Raw genomic sequence first — 24,134 nt, forward strand, 5'->3', positions numbered from 1 at the left:
TGTGGCTTGACCACAATATCTATAAAAATAATCAAGAATAGTATTATGGATACTGTGGTCGTCAAGCCACAGTATGACAGTGTTACTATACACGAGGCAAGTAACTAGTTATGCAATTATTTCCTCATAGGATACTTATAACATTAGTAATAAGCTTTGCCTTAAATTTAGGGCTAGTCACTAACATTCATGCCAAAGATACTCTTGATAGCATTGTAGATGTTTTAAGCGGTTTAACTTGTGAAACTCAAGGAGTCGGTGATTTATTACGTAGTGAATTCTCTCATACATGTATTGTTGCCCCGTTCTTTACTTTTGCAGTAATGAATCTAGTTTCTCCTGTTTTATACATGAATACGTTTTTAAAGCTTAAAATAAATGATAACGATTTATTTGGTAAGAATGAGCATGATGATTTTGGGTATTTTCCTGGAGGTCAATGCACTCGTGAAAACAGAATTGATCCTAAAAAGCCGGAATTACGTTTTGCTTTATGTAGCAATACTAAATTAATTATAGCTCGAGCAGAAGCAGTAGCACAATCAGCACTTGCTATTGCTAAAGCTGTATTAACAGGGAGCGATCCTTGGGACGATATAAAAGAAGCATGGAAAAATAATAAAAAGGATTATTATGTTCCATATAGCGGTAAGCCTGGTGATGATGGTTTTGCCTTTGATATCGGCTTCCCTGTAATATATTGGAAAGTTATTCAAGATAAAGATAGAATATGTGTCTCAACAAAGGGTTTTACAGGAGATATTCCAGTCGGCTGTAAATATATGAAAGAGCCGTTTCCAAAATCTATGTATAATAGTTTTATGGATATAGAAGATAAGGATTTTATTGAGGATCCAAATAAAACTCCTACCGATCCTTTAGCCCTAGTTTCATGCAGTAGTGCGGGTGGAGGATGTTATCAAAAAGCTTATAATGCTTCAAAAACTGCAGTAGTTATGACCTCTCCTCTTATAGAATGTATAAGGCAAATGATTGCTAGGTTACTCATTAGTAAAGATGTTTGTAGTGTTGATAATGTAAGTCAAGTTGTTAATTTTGCTTCGAGGCAAGATAGTGCATTATTTCAGTTCCAGGTAGGAATGTATAAAATAGTTACAGCTTTCTTAACTTTATATGTTATGTTTTTTGGTTTTAAACTGCTACTTGCAGGTGGAGTGCCGCCAAAAAGTGAGTATATAAATTTTATATTGAAAATGATATTCGTGACTTATTTCTCAATAGGAATTAATATAACCCCTGGTAGTGGTTCTCCGTATGATCGGCTAGACGGTATGATTCAGTGGGCGTTTCCTTTCTTACTTGATGGTATAAACAGTTTAGCAAGTTGGGTTATGAATGCTGCTCCGTCTAATTTATGTAAATTTAATGGTCCTAGTGTTTCCTATGATGGTAGTGTTTCCTATATTGCATTATGGGATGCATTAGATTGTAGGGTAGCTCATTATTTAGGGCTTGATATATTATCTACGTTACTTGTCGAAAATGCTTACCGAAGCCATGATTTTTTAAATTTTGATTTCTTTAGTTTTAGTGCTCCGCCATATATTTATTTGCTAATTCCAGCGATAATCTCTGGTCATATGATATTAGTGTCACTCGCTCTTGCTTATCCGTTACTTGTGATTTCGGTTGCTGCCTTTATGGTTAATGCAACAATTATGTGTATAATATCTATAGTAATACTTGGCATTTTAGCTCCTCTTTTTGTACCCATGTTTTTATTCACGTATACGCGAAATTATTTTGATAGTTGGGTTAAACTAATGATCTCGTTCTTGCTACAGCCTATGGTGGTAGTTACTTTTATGATCACGATGTTTTCAGTATATGATTATGGTTTCTATGGTAAATGTCAATATAAGAGCAAGTTAATTCACAATAGTATAGAAAATCGTGCACAGGGTGGTACTTCAAGTCGTGATGTTTTGATATTTTATATTAATAATGATTGGAATGATAAGTCACAATATCCTACTAATGAGGATGTGGAAAGTTGTCAAAATAGTTTAGGTTACATGTTAAATAACCCTATGACTACTGCATTTAATTTTGCAAAAGATAGTGTAAGTGAAATTGTTGATAGTAAACCTGGTGCTACACCTACCGATAAATTTCTTGCCAAATTTCAATTTTTATCGGGAGTTGTTTTAAGTCCAGGGATGTTTTTTATATCCCCAAAAGTGCTTTTTGAGAAAGTTAAAAATATTTTGCTTGCGTTAGTTACGGCATGTTTTACATTGTACTTGATGTATCATTTTAGTAGTCAGTTGGCTGCATTTGCTGCAGATATGACGGAAGGAGTAGCTCTTAATAATGTTGTTATAAAGCCACAAGCAATATTTAAGGCAGGTATGGCAGCAACAGCTGCTACTGTAGGTGCTGTAACCAAGGGTTTCGATCAGGTAGCAAGTAGGAAAGGAGTTGTAAGTGATTTGGCAGGTGGTGCAGGCGGAGGAGTAAGCGATAATATTTCCACAAGTGGAGGTGTGTCAGCAACTAAGGTAAAGACGACAACTTTATCTTCTGCAGCCACTTCTAGCATAAAAACTGTAGGTAGTGAAGCAAGATCCGGTGTTGTTACTCCTGCTACTCATCCAGAAGTTGTTTTAACGTCTGCTAGTATTAGATCCACACCTGCACCACAAAGTAATATTGAAGCTGAAAGTGCTGTAAAAATCATAGGAGACAATGATCGAGAAAGTAAAAAAGAGATATATACTCCACATTCACAAGAAAAAGTTGAACATACAAATAAGGGTTCAGAAGTAATTGATTATAGTGTTAACTTGAAAGAATATGATAATCCAATACGGGTAAAGCAGATACGTGACAATGCAGAGATTCGGGATCAACGTGTAAAAGTAGAAAAAACATGGAATGAACTAGTAGCAAGTGGAGGAGAAAGAGTAAGAGAACAAGAAGAAGGAGAAATATCAGAACGGTATACAAATGCTGAAAAGGTATTGGATGAGTCGGTAAAAAATGGCATAGTAATAGAAAAAAAAGATAATAGTTCTAATGACAACTCTTAAAACCTTAAAGATATTTATTATAGTTTGTATAGTGTTTGTACGCTTAGATAGCTTTGCCGGTTTTGGGGAGTCATGTTCTAGTTTACCGACTTCAGACCACTATTTAGAAACAGATACGGCATATGGCTATATCATTCGTAATATTGATATGAAAGATCCAAGAGGTAGTTGTGACTCGGCTGTGTCTGGTATAACGTTTTGTTTTAAAAATAAAGAAGGTAGTAGTAGTCCTTGTACTATGTATACTTTAAAAGAAGGTGATTCTAGGAAGATTAGAGATTTAAGTACTGATAATAATCCTGACCTTGGAGAAAATCCTATATTAAAGAATATAGTTTTGACGGTTAAAAAATGGGGTCATGATTTATGTTTAGTTATGCCCACATCAAGGGGACCAATGCCGGTAGCATGTAAATCTTTAAGTGATACTCCGCCACCTACTCCACCTGATTATGAAAATTGTAATATAGGCAAAAGCTGTTATACGGGAACAAGTTATAGTCAATCGTTAATTAATTTTTCTGGTCTTGCAGTTCAGTGTTTGAGTGAAACGCTTAATAAAATATTTTTTGTTGGAAATAGCTGTAGTGCTCAAAATCAAGATTCTATAATAACTCATCTTGCTGCTTTTTCTACGTTTCAAGGTTATTTAAAGAGAACTATAGGTGCAGCACTAATTCTTTATACTATGTTTTTTGCCTGTAATATGGTTCTAAATAAAGAATATGCAAGTACTGAGAAAATAGCTTTTTTTATAATAAAATTCTTATTTGTTGCTTATTTTTCTATCGGTCTTGGACCTTTAGATTTTAGCAGTGGTCAGCCGACAAAAGAAAACGGTATGTTAAAATACGGACTACCTATTTTGACTGGAGCAGCACCAGATTTTGCACAGATGATCTTTAATGCAGCAGGTTCTCGAGGATTATGTCAGTTTGATAATTCAAAGTATAAGGACGGTTATAAATTTTACGGTTTATGGGACGCTATTGATTGCCGTATAGGTTATTATCTTGGTTTAGATTTACTTTATAATATAGATAAGAATGGAGTTTTAGGACGTTCAGTCGGCAATGGTCCAAGTGGTAATAACAAGAAGATACCTAACCTTGGCACTCCGGATAAAAATAGTCCTAGTGATTTAAGTAAAGCAGGATCACTGAGGTTTTTTACAGTTATGTTTGGATTCTTTATGGCTGGAAACATCATTATATTTGCAGCAGGTTTAGTATTTTCTGTAATGTTTTTATCTATACTTTTATATTTTATTACGCATTATTTAGTTTGCATAATTACTATTTACGTTATGACATATATTTCTCCTATATTCATTCCTATGGCTCTATTTACTCGTACAAAAGCTTATTTTGATGGGTGGTTAAAAGTATGTATTTCATGCGCATTGCAGCCGGCAGTAATAGCAGGTTTTATAGCTTTATTAATAACTATGTATGATTCCGCAATATTTAAAAATTGTGAATTCCTGAGATATGATTATGAAAAAGGAGATATTAGATTTAGTACTTTTGAGTTGAGGCTCCCTGTTAATGCTGCAGACAAATGTCAGGAAAGTTTTGGATATAAAATGTTACAATATTATGCAGGTGAAGGTTGGGAAGAACATTTATTGATACTTTTTCCAATAAAGTCAATTGTTAAAGATGTTGTATCTATTTTAGCAGAACTTTTGTGCGTATTCGTATTTTCAGTTATTTTTTATTATTTCTCTAAATCTATAGGGCGGTTTGCTGCTGATTTAACTAACGGTCCTAATATGGACGCAGTAACAGCACGTTCAACTAAAATCGTTGATTTAGTAAAGAAAGGAGTTGCTTTCCTTAAGGATGCTACTATGCCCTCGCAAGGTAAGCCACCGGTTGGAGATAAGTCGAATGGAGGAAGTAGACGTAAAGGTGGCGAGCAAAGTGATGATACACTTGGTTCAAATGGTGGAAGTAGTGATGATGTTGAAGACACTTTATCGACAAGTAGAGGTAAATGATAGAATATGCAGAGTAACTTGTTAAAAGTTTTAGGAGTACTCGCTATAGTAGCAATGTTAGTTTGCTTTATTTTTGCAGCACTTGGTATGATAGGAGCAGTAAAAGTTGGTAGCGGTTGCTACATGAGATATGATGCGGATGGTAAAAGCGGTATGGATTCAATAACCAATACCGTAACCCTTAATGCTAATGGTAATTATGTACAAACTTATAAGATGCAGCCCAACGGTGTAACTCAGCTGATTCCTGATCCTACTCATTATGGTGAATGGTTAAATACTCAGGTGCTAGTAGCAAATAGCCAGCCGGTGAATTTACAAGTGGTTGGTCAGATTAGTTTGTGTTTAGCTTATATACCGAAAGATAATGTCCAACGTACTGGACCTAGATCTAATTTAGATGATCACGGTAAAATGATTCCGATTCCTCGTGTCAACAATGCAAATACTCCGCCTGTCTCTCTGATAATGGATGCAAAAAATAGTGAATGGCGTAATATTGCCGAATTATACGCCAATGATAGGGTTTTAGTTTCCATATCTCCTAATTTTGTTGGTGCGGAGGTGACAGTTAATGATGCCTTTAAAGGTACTACGGTTACAAAAGATTGTTCACAAGGTAAAACTTCTTATGAGCCAATTTGTGGAAAATATTCTATTTATTCCGGTAAATATGTTAATGCTTGTGAATTGAAAGAAAATTATTGGCAAGGTAATAAGCATCGGGAAGAGTGTTATTGTGTTTTGGGATGTATTCATAAAGAAGACGTTGCTTCGTGGTTATGTGATAGTGCTAATGCAGCTTCTCATTGTTGCGTTGGTTTGATATGTGACTCTTTACCTGCTTGGATAAATCACTATGGCACAATGCCAGAATCTTATAAAGATGATGGTAGTTTTACCTTTAGTTGGTCAGATAATTTGAATAATTTATTTATTGATTATGCGAATCTCCAATGTTCCATTAATGTTAATATTGCGCCGAATGGTCAATGTCCTGATAGTGTCGATGATCGTAGTCCTAAAGATAAAGATTATATTGGAGGTGTAAATTGTACTTCAGGAATATGTAACAACGGAGATTTTCAAAAGGATCGGAGGTTTTGGTATACGGCGGACGGTAAAGGAGGAAGAGGACCAACCGGATTAATATATCAAATGAATGATACGGGTTCTGTAAGTAAAACTTTGCCTTCTAATCTAGAATTTGCTCAGTTTGTTGCAGATTCAGATCAACCGTTTGAATATAAAGATAAAGGCGGTAAATATATATATAAAGTTATATATAATACACCTTTTAACAGTAATGTTGAAAAAAGTTATTTACAATATAGACTTTGGTCTCCCCCCTCACAAGATGCTAGTAATAATACAGGCGGATATGTTCTAAATATTAAACAGACTAAATGCTATAGAGAAAACGGTAATAGTTTTAACGACACTTTTAATGAGCGTGGACGAGTGCAATACATAATAGTAGCAAGTTCAGAAAACCCGAATACTAGCGGTAAACCTTATTCGCCTCAAGGAATTAACGTTGATAGTGACGGTAAAGCTAACTTTATTGCAAATGGAGACGGTTATATATGGATGAGAATTCTAAACGATTCTAATGATTACAAAGATAGTGATGGTCAATATAAAGTACATTTCTCAACATCCTTAAAAATAGGAAGTTTTACTATTAAGGTAATGAATCCGTTGCTTCAGTTATTTAAAACGAGAGTGCAAGGTGCTGCTACTTCTATTTTTAAAAATATGGTATGTTATAAAGCTAGTGATAGCTCATCCTGTACTAATTTTTTTACCTATGTTAAAGCGATTTTAATTCTGTATGTGATGACTTACGGAGCAATGTTCTTGCTCGGCTTTGCTAAGATAAACCAAAAAGAGCTAGTAATTAGAATAGCAAAAATAGGAGTGGTTAGTGGGCTTATAAGCGGTAATACTTTTGAGTTTTTCAATAATTATCTTTTTGATGCAATTACCGGTTTTTCAGATTCAATTATTGCTAATATGAGTGGGTATAGTTTGTTTACTTCTACTAATACTATTTCTAATCCTTTTATGTTTTTAGATGCAGTAATGAGTAAAATATTTTTTAGTCAAACATTTATTGCACAATTACTTGCACTTCTTTCTCTTGGGCTTAGCGGTATTATATATTTTGTAATTACTTTTATTGCACTTGGTATAGTAATTATTACAGTACTTAGAGCTATTGCCGTTTATATTATGGCATTTATGGTAACTTGTATATTAATCGGTATAGCCCCTTTATTTATCAGTTTCTTATTATTTGATTTTACTAGGTATTTATTTGATAATTGGGTAAGGTTTACGATCCGCTATATGATAGAACCAGTAGTTATGATGGCAGGTATTATAGTATTAACACAGCTATTTACCATTTATTTAGATTTTGTTTTAGGTTATAGCGTTTGTTGGAAATGTGCTTTACCAATAAAAATTCCATTTATTGGTACTATTTTACCGATTGCATTACTGAATGTGCCAATTTTCTGTATTAATTGGTTTGCCCCTTGGGGGATGGATTATATGTCAGGTATGATGGGCGTGAATATGCAAAACATTGTAGCTTTAGTTATTATTGCTTACTGTATGTATGGATACGTCGAATTTTCAGGACGTATGGTAGCAAAATTAACTAGTGCTGCTGGACCTTCGGCTACTGGTATGGGCGAAGCAATGTATAATGCTGCAGAACAGAAAACGTTGAGTCAAGTAGGAATGGATGCTGGGACAAGAAAAGGTATTACCGGCAGAGCGAAAGCGCGATTAAAACAACGCAATAAAACGTTAGATCAAGCTGAGAAAAACAGAAAAAATACTCAGCAAGAATGAGGTGAGAAGACAAATGAAGAACCGTCTAAACCTGAAACACTGAATAATATAATTTGATGAAAATTCTTAAGAGTTTAGTTTTGTTAGTTTTATTTATGACCGTACCAGCTAAAGCTGTTGATGCTTTTTCATGGATGTCAACCAGTTTTAGTGGGTTAAAAAGCTTATTTGGTTGTTTAGAAGTGCCTGAATTTACAAGTTTTCAAGAGGGTAATATAGGAATTAGTTTATCTACAGCTGGAACTTGGCAGTCAACAGGTAATGCTGTTAAGAAAGGTAAATTGTTAAAAATAAATTGGTCGACTCCAGGTGTTACTCATGAACCTAGAAGATATCTAGTATTATATAGAATTGATCCAAGGTTTAGTAGGCCGCAAGTTTTTATTAAAACTTATAATTATAATAAATTAAAATTTGAGGCTTTAGGATTTCCTCGTTTTGTTACAGAAAATAACGGTGCTATACCACCTGATAAAGACCTTGATGCACTTTCATTTACTAAAATGTCTGATTATATTAAGTATTTTTACTATTCTAACGGAAAAATTCAAGTTAATGCCGGTGATGTAGTAAATATTAGTTTAGTTGGTAAAGATAGTTTTTTTGGCTCTAATACTGTAGATAATATTTTAACACAGGAGCTTGATAGTTCGGTATTTGCTGCTTCTGCACTTTATACTCAAAGTAACCTTGGCGACTTTGATAATAGAATAATTTACTCATCTGCAGAGCAGGTATGTAATATAATAGATCCTGCAAGGACAAGCGTATGTAGCGGTACAGGTACTGCTACAAAATATAAAAATACCGATAATGGAATAATAGTTGGTAAGCCTATGATGGTGGAAGCAGTACAGAATTTTATGAGCTTAATTAATTCTTGTCCTCCTAATTCTTTTTTAGATGTTAGCCCTGCTTGCTATTACGATCAAGGTAGAGGGATGTTAATTCTAGTAGGCAAGAATGTTATTAAGAGACAAGATCAGCGTTTTGTAAATTCAGGCAGTACTCGCAGTAGTTTTATATATTATCACGCAACTCAAGGCGGTATGATGGATTTTACTACTGACTGGTTGCCTTACGGAATGTTTAGTAAAATAGTTTCAATGTTGGGTTGGAATCGAATTTATTCTGGTAATTATAATAGGTTTATAAATGATATAAATAAGAATGATTGGTCAGCTAATTTTTTATATTTCGGTCGTTATGTGATGCTTGTTGAAATAGGTAATGGGGAAAAGTCAATTAGTTCAAGTAATCAACAAAGTATAAAGTTAGAATATTTAATAACACCGGACTGTGTGTTACCTGATTCATCTGTTCGTGGTACTCCGGTAGAGTATAATTTTGCAATTGATGCACCGCAAGATGGATATTTATGGTTAAGGGTGGTAAATCCTAATAGTAATATACAAGGGGTAGTTAGTGTAAATTATGCTAATTATACCGGTACAACTTGGTTTTCTGATATAGTATATAACGGTGCTATTAAACCTATTACAGATCAGTTTAGAACTTTTAGTCAAAACTTTTATATTAAGTTAGTAAAAAATTCTGCAGTGCAGAATATAGCTAAAGCTTCATTAACCCTTTATATTACTATATTTGGACTAATGTTTGTTGCAGGAGCATTAAAATTAACTGCCGTAGAAGTAATAACACGTCTGTGCAAGATAGCTATAGTAGCTCTTTTAATTAGAGAAGACAGTTGGGATTTCTTTAATACATATTTTTTTAGTGTATTTACTAATGGTATTGATTTCTTTGTAACCAATGTGGTAGGTGCTACAAGCTCTAGATCTAATATTTTTGGTTTTATTGACCCTATATTTGATAAATATACTAACGGTAGGATTTGGGGACTGCTATTTATTGAATTATTGCAAATACATAATGGTTTAGCGTTTATTGCTATTATAACCATTTATTCTCTTATCACTTATTTTAGAGCTATTTTAGAAGTTATAATAGGCTATATTATTGCATTCATAGGGGTAACTGTTATAATTTCATTAGCACCATTTTTCATAATATTAATGTTATTTGAAAAAACTAAGAGTTTATTTGATAACTGGATATCGATATTGCTTAGCTATGTAGTGCAACCGACAATATTATTAATTTTCTTTTTATTTATAGATCAGGTTTTATCTGAACAGCTTTTAAAAGTAGTAGTTAGAGCCTGTTGGGATACTCTTATACCGATAAAGATAGGGTTTGATTTAACACATCTTAATATTCCAGTCAATTTCTCTTTTACATTGCCGTTCTTACCTGGAATACCTTTTTTTGTACCAGATGTTCCGGAAATTAGTAGTTCAAATATTTTAACGAACAATGCTAATACTTTTTTAGTATTATTTACTACAGCTTTATTATTTTATTCATATTGCCTGATGTCATATGGTTTAGTAACTTTTGTAAATGTAGTAGTTGGAATGCTTACAAATGTTACACCGGCACGAATATCGGGAAATTATCAAGAACGTTCTGATCCTGTGGGAGACATTATGCATGATATAGGTTCGGTAACAAAACCGATTAAAAAGGCTGCAATGGTTCCATCTAGAGTTATCAAAGACAAGATCATTGATCAAAATTATAAAGCTAGAAAACCAGACGGAGGTAGTGAATATACAAATAAATTCATTGCTGAGCGTAATGATGGCCAGAAAGAGAAAGAATAGATTAAATAAATTAATTTGTTATATCGTGATTTGATTGCGGTATATATCTATAAAAATTAAAAATAACTGTTTTTAAAGATGTTGTGATCCAAGTCACGGCATGACAAAATAACTTGAAATGAACATAAATATTTTTAGTACATTATTAATATTACTATTATTGCTTTCCGGTTGTACCGGCGATACTTGCATTGATCCTGATGATTTTGGTTTTATCAAATTTAATGTCTCTTCTAGATATAATCTGGAAGAAATTACTTCAAAACAGGAAGGAGATCAGGTAGCACCATGGCGTGATAGTACTTATAAAGTAAACGGTTATCCTTTAACCATTATGGTAAGACCGTGGAGTTATATACTTGGTGATAAAAATACTCCAGGTCAGTTGTCTGCATGGTGTCCATGGTATGGTCAAAAAAATAATACAACTACTTTATCTGCTTTTTGCGTTAAGCTACAACCGTGTCTTTTTATAGATAATGACATGTGTAGACCTAGTCCTACAAATCAAAATGATGCAGCTATTTATAATGCTCCATGTATAATGACAAACGGTGTAGGGCTTTATTTTCTTATTGCCGCTAAAAATACTGATCCTAATATTTCGCCGGATTCACAGCGTAAACCGCAAGGTATAACTCAGCATTTAGGAGAACCACCTCCAAATAACGATTATGCATTTTATAGTGTTAGTAGTACAGGACAATTCTTGAAAGCTGGCGGTATAAATTATCAATATACAGGTGAGGATAAGTCAAAATATGCTCAATCTTCTCTTTATTTTAAGATTATAGATAAATTTTATAATGATAATAGCGGGCAATATAGATTAGTGATAAAGTCTGGCGTTAGTGATACTAGGCCTGACCCATTACAATTTTTAACGAATTTAATAAAAAAAGTATTATTTGGTACTAGTGATCAAGATCATGGCATTGTAAGAAAAGTTTATAAACAAATAATTGAGACTCCTGGTTATAGAATAAGTGTTTCGGCTATTTTAACTCTATATATAATGTTTACGGGTTTTTCCTTTTTAATAGGTAATATAAACCTTACTCATGTCGAACTTATAATTAGAATATTAAAAGTTAGTATAGTCTCAATATTACTAAGTACTAATAAAGCTTGGACATTTTTTCATGATTATTTATTTGTATTTTTTATTGATGGAGTGCAACAAATACTGCAAATAATTAATGAGGCTTCTGCTAACGGGCCAGGTTCTCAAAGCTTGCTTGGGTTACTTATTGCTCCTCAAACTTTATCTAAATTATTTTCTTTACTGTTTGTTGATTGGCTTGGCTTTATATATATCATTTTATATTTGATAGCTCTGTATTTTCTTTTCTTTCTTATATTTAAAGCTACTATTATCTATCTAACTGCTCTTATAACTATTGGTATGATTATAACTATGGGACCGATATTTATTTGCTTCATGTTGTTTAATATTACTCGTTCGTTATTTGAGAATTGGTTAAGGCAATTAATATCATATGCAATACAACCTTTAATCTTATTTACCGGTATCGCTTTTATTTCAATGATCATCAGAACCGAAATATATTCAACACTTGGTTTTGCAGTATGTAAACATGATTTTCCTAATTTAGGTCCGATAAATGAAATATTTGGTAGTTTCCTTGAGGATATAGATCCAAGTCTTGGTAATTCGATATTTTATTGGTGGTTTCCCGTACCAATGAAAGGTGGTATACATAATTTCCACAAAGCAAAGATATTAGTTCCTAAAGATCATATAAAAGATGACGGTACTACTAACGATAAGCATTGTGCTGCGTATGAGTGTATAGATGAACGCTATATTGAGTTACCGTTTTTAGATTTAGTTAAAGATGCAAAAAGAATTAATAATTTTATAAATGGGAAATTTATCCAACTTGATGGAATATTACTGATTTTTGTATCTATTTATTTATTAAGTAAATTTAACGATACTGCTATATCAACAGCAGAATTTATTGCTAGTACTTCAGGTAATTTAACAGACATACAAAAAGTTAATCAGCAATCTGTATCATCTGCAGCGAAGCAAATTAATAGACCGCTAAATTATGTCGCTAAGACAATAAGTACACCTGTAACTACCCGTGTCAGTTCTAAGTTAGAGAAAACTAGTATGTTCTTTGCCACGAAATTTGAAAATATGATGATGGGAAGACTTGAAAATCAAGCTCTTGGTTCTTCTGCTAACAAAGCAGTACAAAATGAAGTTAAGAGAAAATACGGTATAGATTATAAAGATGTAAAAATGAATGCTATTACGGATTATGAAAACAGTATTGCAGAATTATTAAAGCATTTACCTAAGGGGAATGAATTGAAAGCAAAAGAGCTATCACAAATGAAATTTACTCAGCTTCGAGATAAAATTGCTGAAAATAATTATGGAGTGAAAGATTACACTGCTTTAAGTAAAGAACAAAAAACAGAGCTTGATAAGTTATTAAAAGATTCTAACTTGCGTGAACTCGCTAGTGATGCAAACTTTACTAGAGATTATCAAAAAGCTTATAGAGATGCTCATCAAGATATGTCAGGGCGAGGAGTAGGTTTATTTGGTAAGAATATAGGAGTACTGAGAAGTTGGCAAGAGATAGAACATCGGGTTGAATCTAAGAGAGTGTTAAAAGAACAAAAACGTGTGGGTATAGGCGAAAAAATATATGCTGGTTATACAGGAATAAAAAGAGGGGCTTTAACTGCAATAGTTGGTAAAGATTTACGTGATGCTTATGAGGGTAATATAACTAGTGCCGAATGGCATGATTTTGAATATAATGATCCAAGACTTAGAACTTATAGTGAAAAATTAAAAGATGAAGAAAAAGCACGAGAATTTAAAGAGCTGCAAATGCATATTAATAAGGAAACGTTAGCTGCCCAAGCAGATGTGTTATCACCGGAATATCTAACAAGACTAGAGAAAACAGGTAGACAGAGTGATGTGGAATACTATCAAGCATTAGCTCAAAGAGAGCTCATTCATGAGGTACGTAGTAGGTTATCTGAAGGAGATGATCCAGTAATAATGGGTGACAGATTTATGCGTGAGAAAGCTACTGATTCTCAGATGCGGGATATGATAGATAACGCTCATAGAAAATGTGCACAATTTATAGATGAAGATCGATATACGCGTCGTCAAGAGTATTATGATATTATGCGTGAGAAAGCTCAGGAAAATTTAGAACAAACTTATAAGGAGCTTAAAGATCATTTCAAAAGAGATGATATAAAGCTCAAAGAAATGCCGGTATTAATAGCACAAAAGGTTAAAGATACTGAAGGGGGAGCTGAAATAGACAAAAAGATTAGAGAAGAGATTAATAGTTTTAATGCTAATGTTAAAAATTATGAATATAGTGCTGAAGTACTAAATAAAATAGAGGAAAGAAAGCAAATTATTACCGATGAAGTAAATGCTCAGATCAATCAGATTAATAAATATAGGGAAAATGCAAAAATGCAAACATATGTAAAACCTATAGTAAATGAAGGCAGAAAACTAAGAAAATTAGAAGATCATTTGAGAAATATGAAATAGTAAAATATAGAATTTTTGTTTGTGTAATTATATATACTATCCATGTATTATTATGAATAAAGCAAAGATATTTATTAGTGGTCAAAGTTGAACAGTAAGATTACCTAAGGAATTTTATTTTCAGCTAAAGATAAGCATCATTCCTTTAGGAAAAGTAATAGTATTGCAGCCAATATTTAAAAACATGGGAGGAAGTCTTTGATGAAATAAACCTATAGGTGTTTTCCTTCTGAAGGAAGTAGGGATTTACTACTAAAATTGGGAGTTGTTTAAATGATTTACATGTTAAATATAAACATTTGTATTTCAGGAATTCATAAAGAACCTATACCTTGCTTACCAAATGGTTAAAATAGTTGAAAAAATAACTCTGTAGTTATTTCTTCTATAGTATGAAACAAAGTTTCAGTATGGAGTGTCTTATGCGAATAATCAAAAAACAAAATTAACTTAGATGCTTTTTAAAATAAAGTTGCAGTAATAAGTTTCTCTGCAAAATGTGTATTTTATTATGACGAATTGAGAAGTATGTTAGAGAAGAAAGGGACTATAATAATAAGGAGTCATAATTTAATTTTAGACAATTGGGATAAATAAAAATAGTAGACGAAGTTTAATCTGGAAAAAGAGCAATGAGTATCTAATGTGAGGAGCAGAGCGTATATTAAATGTTTGTTTAGCAGTCTATAAATACGACGTAGAGCCAATTTTCAAGTTCAACGAGTATGTACACTGTTGCGGTAATGCTGCTTATAATTTTCTATTAAAAATCATCTTTAATTTTCCCTTTAATTACTTAATAATATATTATCTAATTAAGTTTAGTAATTAATTTATTAAGGGGTTTATGGAGAAGCAACATATAATAACAAGACTTTTTTAGATGCGATTCTAGCTAAGAAATTAGGCACTAATTACACTCCTCCAGAAGCAATCAACAATCCTAACTTTGACTAAGCAGCAAAGCATTTAATCTGATCGATAAAGAGTTATTACTCGGTGGCAGTTAGAGAGCAGCAAAATTTAATGTAATAAGAACAATTTTAATTAGGCTTTAACATAAAATAGAAGCAGTAGCAAAAGTTAATAATGTTGATCTTGAGGATTATCAAGTAATGAACATTGGGGTCTATAGCCCCACGGAGCAGTAAAAAAGTCGTAGAGCTTGCACAAGAAAAGAGAAGTAGCAGTTCTTATGAAAGGATTATTGTATAATGATGAGCTTATGTCTGCAGTAGTGCATAAAGACAATAGTCTTCATACCGAACACTGTATAAGTCATGCTTTCCTAATGGTGGCAGTTGCTATTGTTCCACATCGCTTATTATTACCGATGCTGTTATTAAATATCTGCCTTACTCTAGAAGATAAATTTGATATAGTGCAGAATGCTATTGATTTATGATTAAAGAAGACAAATTAAGTTAGAGTGACGGTATTAATCATCAGTTGAAACAGTAACTTCTACAATCCTTGATGCTGACATTTTATCAAAAATTGTCAATCGCAGACAGATTACGAATGCTATAGTTATGGAACGCTTTGCGTTTGATAATGCTATATGTTGTTGCTGTAGAAACAAATGGTATTAGCTCCTCAGTTTCAGGAAATGTTGATATATTAGTAAATCAGCTAATATACTTGAAACCAAGCTAAAGTATTTGGGTTAAGCGGTTATAGCAGGTATTGTTGTAGTGTGCCGATTATTCTAATAAGCAGAGCCATACTATAGATATGCATGTTATTGCCTGTGTACTTTCTTTGTTTGTTTATAATCATACCAAGGTAAAGTTACAGCATATCCAAGCCAAGCAGGTACATAATATGAAAGATATTATTTTAATAGCTAATGCCGGTTCATCTAGTTTTAAAAATTTCTATTTTTGCAACTCAGAATAAAAATTAGGAAGATTTAAGCTTTAAAAGCCCCTTGCATTAACCCTATAATTTGCAGGTACTGGATTTATTTTTTCAGAAATATAAAGAAGTCTCGCATATAACCTGTTTTGATACATCGTTTCATTCTACCAATTCGCCTATTACAAAAGCTTTTAGTTTATCACAAAAATATTATGATAAAGGGATACTTTGTTATGGGTTTCATGGGTTATATGTTATTAGCCATTTTAAAGAAAGGAAGATTTACATGCTAGGACTAATTCACTTAGGAAGTAGTAGTCTATGTGCTATTAAAAATGGTCTCGGTTTAACAAAAATTCCATGGACTTTAGTGTAATTGACAGTGTTATGATGGGTACAAGAATAGGTAACCTTGATCTTGGAATAGTGCTGTATCTTGTTGATCATGAGAAAGTGAACGCGCAAGAAGTAACCGAGTTATTATATAAGTAATCAGTGTTAATAGGTATGTATGTTCAGTGAAAGCTCTGGGATACGTACTTTACTTGTAAGCAATGTCCTTGACGCCTAAATTCGCTATAGATTTATTTGTATATCATATCCAACTTGAAATAGTTAAGCTAACTGCTGTATTTGAGCAGCTTGATTATACTTAATGTTTACTGTTGGTGAGAATTCTACTATAATACATGGATGATTAATGAAAAACTTGCATGGTTAGGCATTAAAATAAGTGATGCAAAAAACCAAAAAATGAGTTATAATAAGTATCGAAGATAGCAGCGTTAAGGTCTTCAATGTGTCGACAAACGAAAAGCTATTATATGCAGCTATAAATATATTTTAAACTTAAGTTTTGGAGGAAGTTATAGTAAGAAATTTGATCAACAATAAGCAGAAAAACAAATAAAGGATATAAAAAATAATATGATAAATCCATATCGTGATGCAATAAGGTTGGGTTCTGAAGTGGATTTATAAAACAGCAAACTAAAAATCATCTAAAGATTATAATAAAACATTAGAGATAAAAGCGGCAACAGTTGGAGTTAAGCTAGATAAAGTTTTTATGATACATTTGGATAAAATATAAAGACCGTCTTGAAGCAGATACGCAGAAAAGTAATTTAAACAATATCAAAGTGCTCAGGCTCGTAGAACGAATTAACAAAAAAGCTGAAGTGTTTAGGTGTAGTGTAACAGTTTCTGCTAGAAAGTAAAGAAAAGAAGGTTATAACAGAGCTACCTTTATATAAAATTATAATTTTATTGTGTTAATTGGTAGGTATTATTTTAAACATATGTCTATACTTCATGCTATAATCTTAACCGTTTTTCCTGAAATGTTTCCTGGGACTTTAGGGTATTCTTTAGCAGGGCAAGCACTGCACAAAAATATTTGGTCATATGATGTTATTAATATTCGGGATTTTGGTTTAACTAAGCATAAAAATGTTGATGATGAAGCTTACGGTGGAGGTGACGGGCTTATCATGCGTCCTGATGTGCTGGGGCATAGCATAGATCATGCTTTATCGTTAAATCCTAATGCTGAAATTTATTATCCTTCACCTCGTGGTAGAGTCTTTAATCAAAGCTTTGCTAAAGAAATGATAAAAACCAAAAACCTCATATTCTTATGCGGACGTTATGAAGGGATTGACGAACGTATAATTGAAGAGTATAATATCATGGAAATTAGTGTGGGTGATTATATTTTATCCGGTGGAGAAATACCTACCCTTACCATTCTTGATTGCTTAATTAGGTTACTTCCTGGGGTGTTGATGAATCAAAATACCTTATCTTCCGAGTCTTTTGAAGAAGACGGAGAATTTAAGGGAGGGCTTGAATGTAGTCTATATACAAGACCTGAAATTTGGCGTGGAAGAAAAGTACCTGAGATATTATTATCAGGTAATCATAAATTAATTAATGACTGGAAAAGAGAGCAGTCTCTTATGATTACTAAATTACGCCGTCCAGAGTTACTTAAAGATTTATAGATCGCCAATGGCAAATTATATAAGTAATTTGCTATTGTAGTCTTCACCCAGGTTTCAATTAATATATTATTATATTGAGTAAAGAATTATTAGTGTTTACTAAAAAATAACGTATGTTATGAATTTATATAAAAGGTGGAAGTTGTATTTCACCTTTTATATTCAATATTTTAACCGAATAGTGGGTTATGCAATAATGTGCTATTTGCATCATATAGATTAAGGAGTTAAAAAATGAATATTATTGATAGTTTTGAACAAGAAAGTATTTCAAAACTTACGGCAAATAAAAAGATTCCTTATTTTGAAGCCGGCGATACAGTTAAGGTGACTGTTAAAATTATTGATAGATCAATTGAGAAAGACGGTAAGGAAAAACTAACGGAAAGATTCCAAGCTTATGAAGGTGTAGTGATTGCCAAAAGAAATCGTGGTATTACTTCTTCTTTTTTAGTGCGTAAAATTAGCCATGGAGAAGGTGTTGAAAGACGTTTTATGACTTACTCGCCGATAGTACATTCTATTGATGTAGTAAAGTACGGGGTGGTTCGTCGTGCTAAACTTTATTATTTAAGAAATAGAAGTGGTAAGTCAGCTAGAATTAAAGAGAGATATATCCCCATTGCTAAAACTAGGGCAGCAAAAGCGTAAGTATTAGCTGTGTCAGCCCTAGTTAAATTGATTGGTCTTACGTGGTTTAGTTTTTTCATCATTACGAGTGACTGCAAAGCATTATTGTATAGTTTAGAAAAGGCACTCGGTGTTGTATCATCACTTAACCGCGGTATCTGAAAAAATATACAAACTATATGTCTTAAGTTATTTTGCTTGATTTTCGCACATTCGTGGAGATGACATCTTAACTGTTTGTACAATACATGGTCAAGCTACAATATCAAAAAATTCAAATTCCTAAAGTATCTCTATAAAGCTCAAGCATAGCGTCTTGTTCGGCAAGTTTATCTTTATCTAATTTCTTTAGTTTCAATATAGATTTCATAGCTTTAACGTCAAATCCATGCGCAGAAGCATCTTGAAAAATATCTTTTATTTCCTCTGATAAATCAGCTTTTTCTTGTTCTAATCTTTCTATTTTGCTTATATATTGCTCTAATTGTTCTTTTACTACTACTTCTGACATAAAAAAATCATTTAACCTTTTTAAATTTACTATATAATATAAATATCACTTTTATTCAATACAATATAATAATAATGCAATTTTATCCTTTAAAGCTTTTACCGAATAAAATCGATTTTGATTTTATGAATTGTAAAAAAGTCAGTTACACTTTTTCAATTATTTTATCACTTATCAGCTTTATTTGGATTGGTATATATAAATTTAATTTCGGTATTGATTTTGCCGGTGGTATAGTTATTGAAGTAAGGCTGGATCAAACTCCTGATTTGCCAAAAATGCGTCAAGTTCTAGGCGATCTTGGAATAGGTGAGGTGGTCTTACAAAATTTCGGTACTGAGCATGATTTATCAATTAGATTTGGTAGTAGTGCATCAAATCTTATGAAAAATATTGAGCTAATTAAAGCATCTTTGCAGAATAATTTTCCGTATAAGTTTGAATATCGTAAGATAGATTTTGTCGGTCCGCAGGTTGGTAAGCAGTTAATAGAAGCAGGGGCTATGGCAATGCTATTCTCTTTCTTAGCAATTATGGTTTATATTTGGGTACGGTTTGAATGGTATTTTGGTCTTGGTATACTTATTGCTTTAGTGCATGACGTAATAATTGCTCTTGGTTTTATGAGTATGACAAAGCTTGATTTTAACTTAAGTACTATTGCTGCAGTGTTAACTATTATAGGTTATTCCGTTAATGATTCGGTAGTAATATATGATAGGATTAGAGAGAATTTACGTAAATACCATAAAAAAAATATCACGGAAATTATTAATTTAAGTATTAACGAGACTTTATCGAGAACTATTTTAACGGTAATTACTACGCTACTTGCCAATTTAGCTCTTATTCTTTTTGGTGGGGAGGCGATTCATAGTTTTAGTGTACTTGTATTTTTTGGGATAATAGCCGGTACTTATTCATCAATTTTTATCTCTGCTCCGATACTTACAGTATTTGCTAATAAGAAGAAGTTTAATAATAAGAGGTAATGAATACTTTTATTCATTATTATCTTGCAACTTGATCGCAGGATCCAGTTTTTTTAATTTTTCTGGATACCACAAACCACGTTATGACAATAATTAAAACGAGAACTATTTATGTTAAAAGAAGAAGATAAAATTTTTATTAATCTACATGGTCAGCAAAGCCATGATTTAAAATCTAGTAAGAAACGTGGTGATTGGGCTAATACTAAAGCTTTGCTTGATAAAGGTAGAGACTTCATTATTGAAGAGGTCAAGAAATCAGGGCTTAGAGGGCGAGGTGGTGCAGGCTTTTCTACAGGTATGAAATGGTCTTTTATGCCCAAAAATTCGGAGGAACCTTGCTATTTAGTAGTAAATGCAGATGAGTCTGAGCCTGGTACATGCAAAGATCGGGATATATTAAGGTGTGAGCCGCATAAATTAATAGAAGGTTGTTTGCTTGCAAGTTTTGCTATAGGAGCAAATAATTGTTATATCTACATTAGAGGTGAATTTTATAATGAAGCTTCTAATATTCAGCATGCATTAGATGAAGCTTATAAAGAAGGATTAATAGGAAAGAATGCTTGCGGTTCAGGATTTGATTGTAATATTTATTTACACCGTGGAGCAGGGGCTTATATTTGCGGTGAAGAAACAGCACTGCTTGAAAGCTTAGAGGGTAAAAAAGGCATGCCACGGCTGAAGCCGCCTTTTCCTGCTGGCTTTGGGTTATATGGCTGTCCAACTACTATAAATAATGTTGAGTCTATCGCAGTAGTGCCGACCATTTTAAGACGTGGAGCTAATTGGTTTGCGTCCATTGGTAAGCCTAACAATACGGGAACTAAGGTTTTCTGCATATCAGGTCATGTTAACAAGCCTTGCAATGTTGAAGAAGTAATGGGGATTCCGTTAAAAGAATTGATTGAGAAATATGCTGGTGGTGTGCGAGGTGGTTGGGATAATCTTAAAGCCATAATTCCAGGCGGTTCTTCCGTTCCATTAATTCCGAAATATATCTGTGAAACTGTTGATATGGATTTTGATAGTTTGAGAGTTGCGGGTTCCGGACTCGGTACAGGCGGTATTATAGTGATGGATAAATCTACTGACATTATTTATGCAATAGCTAGGCTTAGTAAGTTTTATATGCATGAATCATGTGGGCAGTGTACTCCTTGTCGTGAGGGTACAGGTTGGATGTGGCGGGTTATGATGCGGTTAGTTAAAGGTAATGCCAAAAAATCTGAGATAGACGAACTTCTTAATGTTACAACAGAAATAGAGGGGCATACTATTTGTGCTTTAGGTGATGCGGCAGCTTGGCCGATTCAAGGACTGGTACGCCATTTTAGAGATGAGATTGAAGAGAGGATATTATCAATCGCGTAGATTGATTTAGCTTGTTGTATGGGTTAGCCTATGTCATTTCAGCAACGGAAAAATAACCTCAATATTAATATGATAAATAAACATATCAAAAAACAAGTTCTTTAATATGTTTTACTGGATTCCCGCTTACACAGGCATGACATAGTTAAGAGCCATGTAACAAATCTTAATGATCAATAATTAAGAGATTATGCAAATAGATACAAAAACAAAAACTCATAAAACAACTGCTCAAGAATGGAAATCTTTTGCTTTTGTAGTATGTATTGCTTTACTGATTAGAATCCTTATTATGGAGCCGTTTACCGTTCCAACAGGTTCTATGAAAGCAACCATACTTGAGAATGATTATATATTTTCTACTAAATATAGTTATGGTTATAGTAATTATTCTTTATCTTTCTTTGATTTTATTCCTCTTTTTAAAGGGCGAATATTTGCTCATGAACCGGAGCGTGGCGATATTATAGTTTTTCGTCCACCTAATGATATGAGTGTTAGATATATAAAACGCTTAATAGGGTTACCTGGTGATAAAATTCAATTGATCGATGATGTGATATATATTAACGATAAAAAAATAGAACGCACGGAAGTTGGAACTTATATAAGTGAAGAAGGAAGAAAATATTTGAAATTTAAAGAAACATTGCCAAATGGTAGGGTATATTTTTCATATAAGCTTGCTCCTGTTTTTGGTGTTATATCTGATGATAGGTACGCTAATACAGATGTTTTTTATGTGCCAGAGGGAAAATATTTCTTTTTAGGCGATAATAGAGATCAATCAAATGATAGTAGAGTAAATCTTGGATTTGTACCGTTTGAAAATTTTATTGCTAAGGCACAATTTATTTGGTTCTCAACAAAAATAACTTTGTGGGATAATGATATAGGAGTTATTAATTTAATATTAAAGTTAAAACCATGGATTGAATCTATTAGATTAAATAGAATTTTTAGAAATCTTTATAATATGGATGAATAATGTCGTCATTTAACGAATTAGAAAAATTACTAGGCTATAGTTTCAAAAATACAAAGCTTTTAATAGAGGCGTTAAGTCATCCGTCTTTAAGGCAGCATCACGAGTACAAGGATGATAAAGATTATGAACGGTTGGAGTTTTTAGGTGATGCCGTATTAAATTTAGTAATCACAGAAATTTTATTTAGTAATTTTGCAAGTTATAATGAAGGGAATTTAGCTAAAATTAGATCATATTTGGTTTGCAAAGCAACAATATGTATGGTTGGTGCTAAGCTTGCTTTAAAAGATTATATAATTATGACTCATGGTGAAGAAGTAGCAGGGGGGCGTGATAACCCTAATAATATAGCAAATGCTACGGAAGCTTTGATTGCAGCTATATATCTTGATAGCAATATTAAGACAACCCATAATGTTATTGGGAAATTATGGGCAGAATTTATAAAAGTTCAGAATTTAATAGATTATGACCCAAAAACTGCTCTACAAGAATGGGCTCAAGCTAGTGATCGTTACCTACCTATATACCGTTTAATCAAAAGAGAAGGAGCTGCTCATTCATCGATTTTTACGGTTCTTGTGAAAGTAAAAGATTATGAACAAGTCGGTATAGGTTACTCGATAAAAGAAGCAGAGAAAAATGCAGCAAGAAGCTTATTACATAGGCTTAAAAATGATTAAACAAATTCAGAAAACAGTTTCAGTGTGTATCATCGGCAGACCAAATAGTGGTAAATCAACTTTATTAAACAGAATAGTTGGTGAGAAGCTTTCTATAGTTACGCCCAAAGTCCAAACAACTAGGTCAATTATTACTGGCATTATTACCTTAAAAGATACGCAGGTAATTTTATATGACACGCCTGGTATATTTGAGCCGAAAGGGACACTTGAGAAAGTGATGGTTAGATGTGCATGGTCAAGTTTACATAATGCAGATTTGGTTATGTTGATTATCGATAGTTTAAAACCGTTTGATGATGTAACGTATAATATTTTAGATAAGCTTCGCTCACTTAATATTGTACCAGTATTTTTATTGAATAAAATAGATATCAAATCAAAATATCTCAATAACATTAAAGTTTTTTTAATGGAAAATCATACTGATAGTTTGCTTTTTCCTATTTCTGCTTTATCAGGCAAAAATATTGATAGATTGCTTGGATATATAACAAGTAAAGCAAAAATTGCTCCTTGGCTTTATGCGGAAGATTACATAACGGATTTACCGATGCGTTTTATTGCAGCAGAAATTACAAGAGAGCAGTTATTTTTAAATTTGCAGCAAGAACTTCCGTATAAACTAACAGTGCAAACCGAAAAATGGACAGAGCTTAAAGACAAGTCTGTAAAAATTAATCAAGTTATAGTAGTTTCAAGAGAAAGCTATAAAACTATAATCCTTGGTAAACATGGCTCTAGAATCAAAGATATTGGGGCAAAATCCCGTATGCAAATGGAGCAGTTTTTTGGATGCTCCTTTCATTTATTTTTATTTGTTAAGGTGCGTGAGCTGTGGGAGAATAATCAAGAATTTTATCAGTATATGAAGATATGAAAGTATATCATTTCTACAAAAGCAGGAATCTT

Annotated in this window: 13 protein-coding genes and 2 pseudogenes; 14 read left to right on the plus strand and 1 reads right to left on the minus strand. The window is 32.7% G+C overall.

Annotation, left to right across the window (positions count from 1 at the left end):
- Window positions 1-110: 110 nt before the first annotated feature.
- The 9 genes and pseudogenes from AAGW17_RS02065 (at window position 111) to rplS (ending at window position 18,695) form a co-directional block, all read left to right on the plus strand.
- Complete coding sequence (locus AAGW17_RS02065; protein WP_347939278.1) at window positions 111-3,053, plus strand: type IV secretion system protein; 2,943 nt, start codon at window positions 111-113, stop codon at window positions 3,051-3,053.
- Window positions 3,040-5,055 (plus strand): type IV secretion system protein, encoded by a 2,016-nt coding sequence (locus AAGW17_RS02070; RefSeq protein WP_347939279.1) that lies wholly within the window; start codon window positions 3,040-3,042, stop codon window positions 5,053-5,055. The genes AAGW17_RS02065 and AAGW17_RS02070 overlap by 14 nt, the downstream gene beginning before the upstream one ends.
- Window positions 5,056-5,061: 6 nt before the next feature.
- Entirely contained in the window at window positions 5,062-7,920 is a 2,859-nt protein-coding gene (locus tag AAGW17_RS02075) for a type IV secretion system protein (RefSeq protein WP_347939280.1), read from the plus strand.
- Between the two features lie 56 nt (window positions 7,921-7,976).
- Complete coding sequence (locus tag AAGW17_RS02080) at window positions 7,977-10,607, plus strand: type IV secretion system protein (RefSeq protein WP_347939387.1); 2,631 nt, start codon at window positions 7,977-7,979, stop codon at window positions 10,605-10,607.
- 118 nt (window positions 10,608-10,725) lie between these two features.
- Window positions 10,726-14,178, plus strand: coding sequence for a type IV secretion system protein (locus tag AAGW17_RS02085; protein ID WP_347939281.1), 3,453 nt, complete (start codon window positions 10,726-10,728; stop codon window positions 14,176-14,178).
- Between the two features lie 847 nt (window positions 14,179-15,025).
- Window positions 15,026-15,993: pseudogene (locus AAGW17_RS02090) on the plus strand (phosphate acetyltransferase); the annotation flags it as partial.
- A gap of 124 nt (window positions 15,994-16,117) precedes the next feature.
- Window positions 16,118-16,885: pseudogene (locus tag AAGW17_RS02095) on the plus strand (acetate/propionate family kinase); the annotation flags it as partial.
- A gap of 454 nt (window positions 16,886-17,339) precedes the next feature.
- Window positions 17,340-18,044: a tRNA (guanosine(37)-N1)-methyltransferase TrmD gene (gene trmD, locus AAGW17_RS02100; protein WP_347939282.1), complete on the plus strand. Its 705-nt coding sequence runs from the start codon at window positions 17,340-17,342 to the stop codon at window positions 18,042-18,044.
- Between the two features lie 234 nt (window positions 18,045-18,278).
- Complete coding sequence (gene rplS, locus AAGW17_RS02105; RefSeq protein WP_347939283.1) at window positions 18,279-18,695, plus strand: 50S ribosomal protein L19; 417 nt, start codon at window positions 18,279-18,281, stop codon at window positions 18,693-18,695.
- Between the two features lie 253 nt (window positions 18,696-18,948).
- Here the strand turns inward: rplS and AAGW17_RS02110 are convergent, their stop codons facing one another.
- A complete protein-coding gene (locus AAGW17_RS02110) occupies window positions 18,949-19,185 on the minus strand; it encodes a DUF2312 domain-containing protein (RefSeq protein WP_347939284.1) in 237 nt (78 codons plus the stop codon).
- Window positions 19,186-19,259: 74 nt separating this feature from the next.
- Between AAGW17_RS02110 and secF the strand changes: the two genes are divergently transcribed.
- The 5 genes from secF (at window position 19,260) to era (ending at window position 24,102) form a co-directional block, all read left to right on the plus strand.
- Complete coding sequence (secF, locus tag AAGW17_RS02115; RefSeq protein WP_347939285.1) at window positions 19,260-20,177, plus strand: protein translocase subunit SecF; 918 nt, start codon at window positions 19,260-19,262, stop codon at window positions 20,175-20,177.
- 111 nt (window positions 20,178-20,288) lie between these two features.
- Window positions 20,289-21,551, plus strand: coding sequence for an NADH-quinone oxidoreductase subunit NuoF (nuoF, locus tag AAGW17_RS02120; RefSeq protein WP_347939286.1), 1,263 nt, complete (start codon window positions 20,289-20,291; stop codon window positions 21,549-21,551).
- Window positions 21,552-21,741: 190 nt separating this feature from the next.
- Window positions 21,742-22,539, plus strand: a complete 798-nt coding sequence (gene lepB, locus AAGW17_RS02125; protein ID WP_347939287.1) for a signal peptidase I — start codon at window positions 21,742-21,744, stop codon at window positions 22,537-22,539.
- Window positions 22,539-23,222 (plus strand): ribonuclease III, encoded by a 684-nt coding sequence (gene rnc, locus AAGW17_RS02130; protein ID WP_347939288.1) that lies wholly within the window; start codon window positions 22,539-22,541, stop codon window positions 23,220-23,222. Before lepB ends, rnc begins: the two co-directional genes overlap by 1 nt.
- Window positions 23,215-24,102, plus strand: a complete 888-nt coding sequence (gene era / locus AAGW17_RS02135; RefSeq protein WP_347939388.1) for a GTPase Era — start codon at window positions 23,215-23,217, stop codon at window positions 24,100-24,102. The genes rnc and era overlap by 8 nt, the downstream gene beginning before the upstream one ends.
- Window positions 24,103-24,134 lie beyond the last annotated feature (32 nt).

Source organism: Rickettsia sp. Oklahoma-10 (genome assembly GCF_039954865.1).
GTDB lineage: Bacteria > Pseudomonadota > Alphaproteobacteria > Rickettsiales > Rickettsiaceae > Rickettsia > Rickettsia oklahomensis.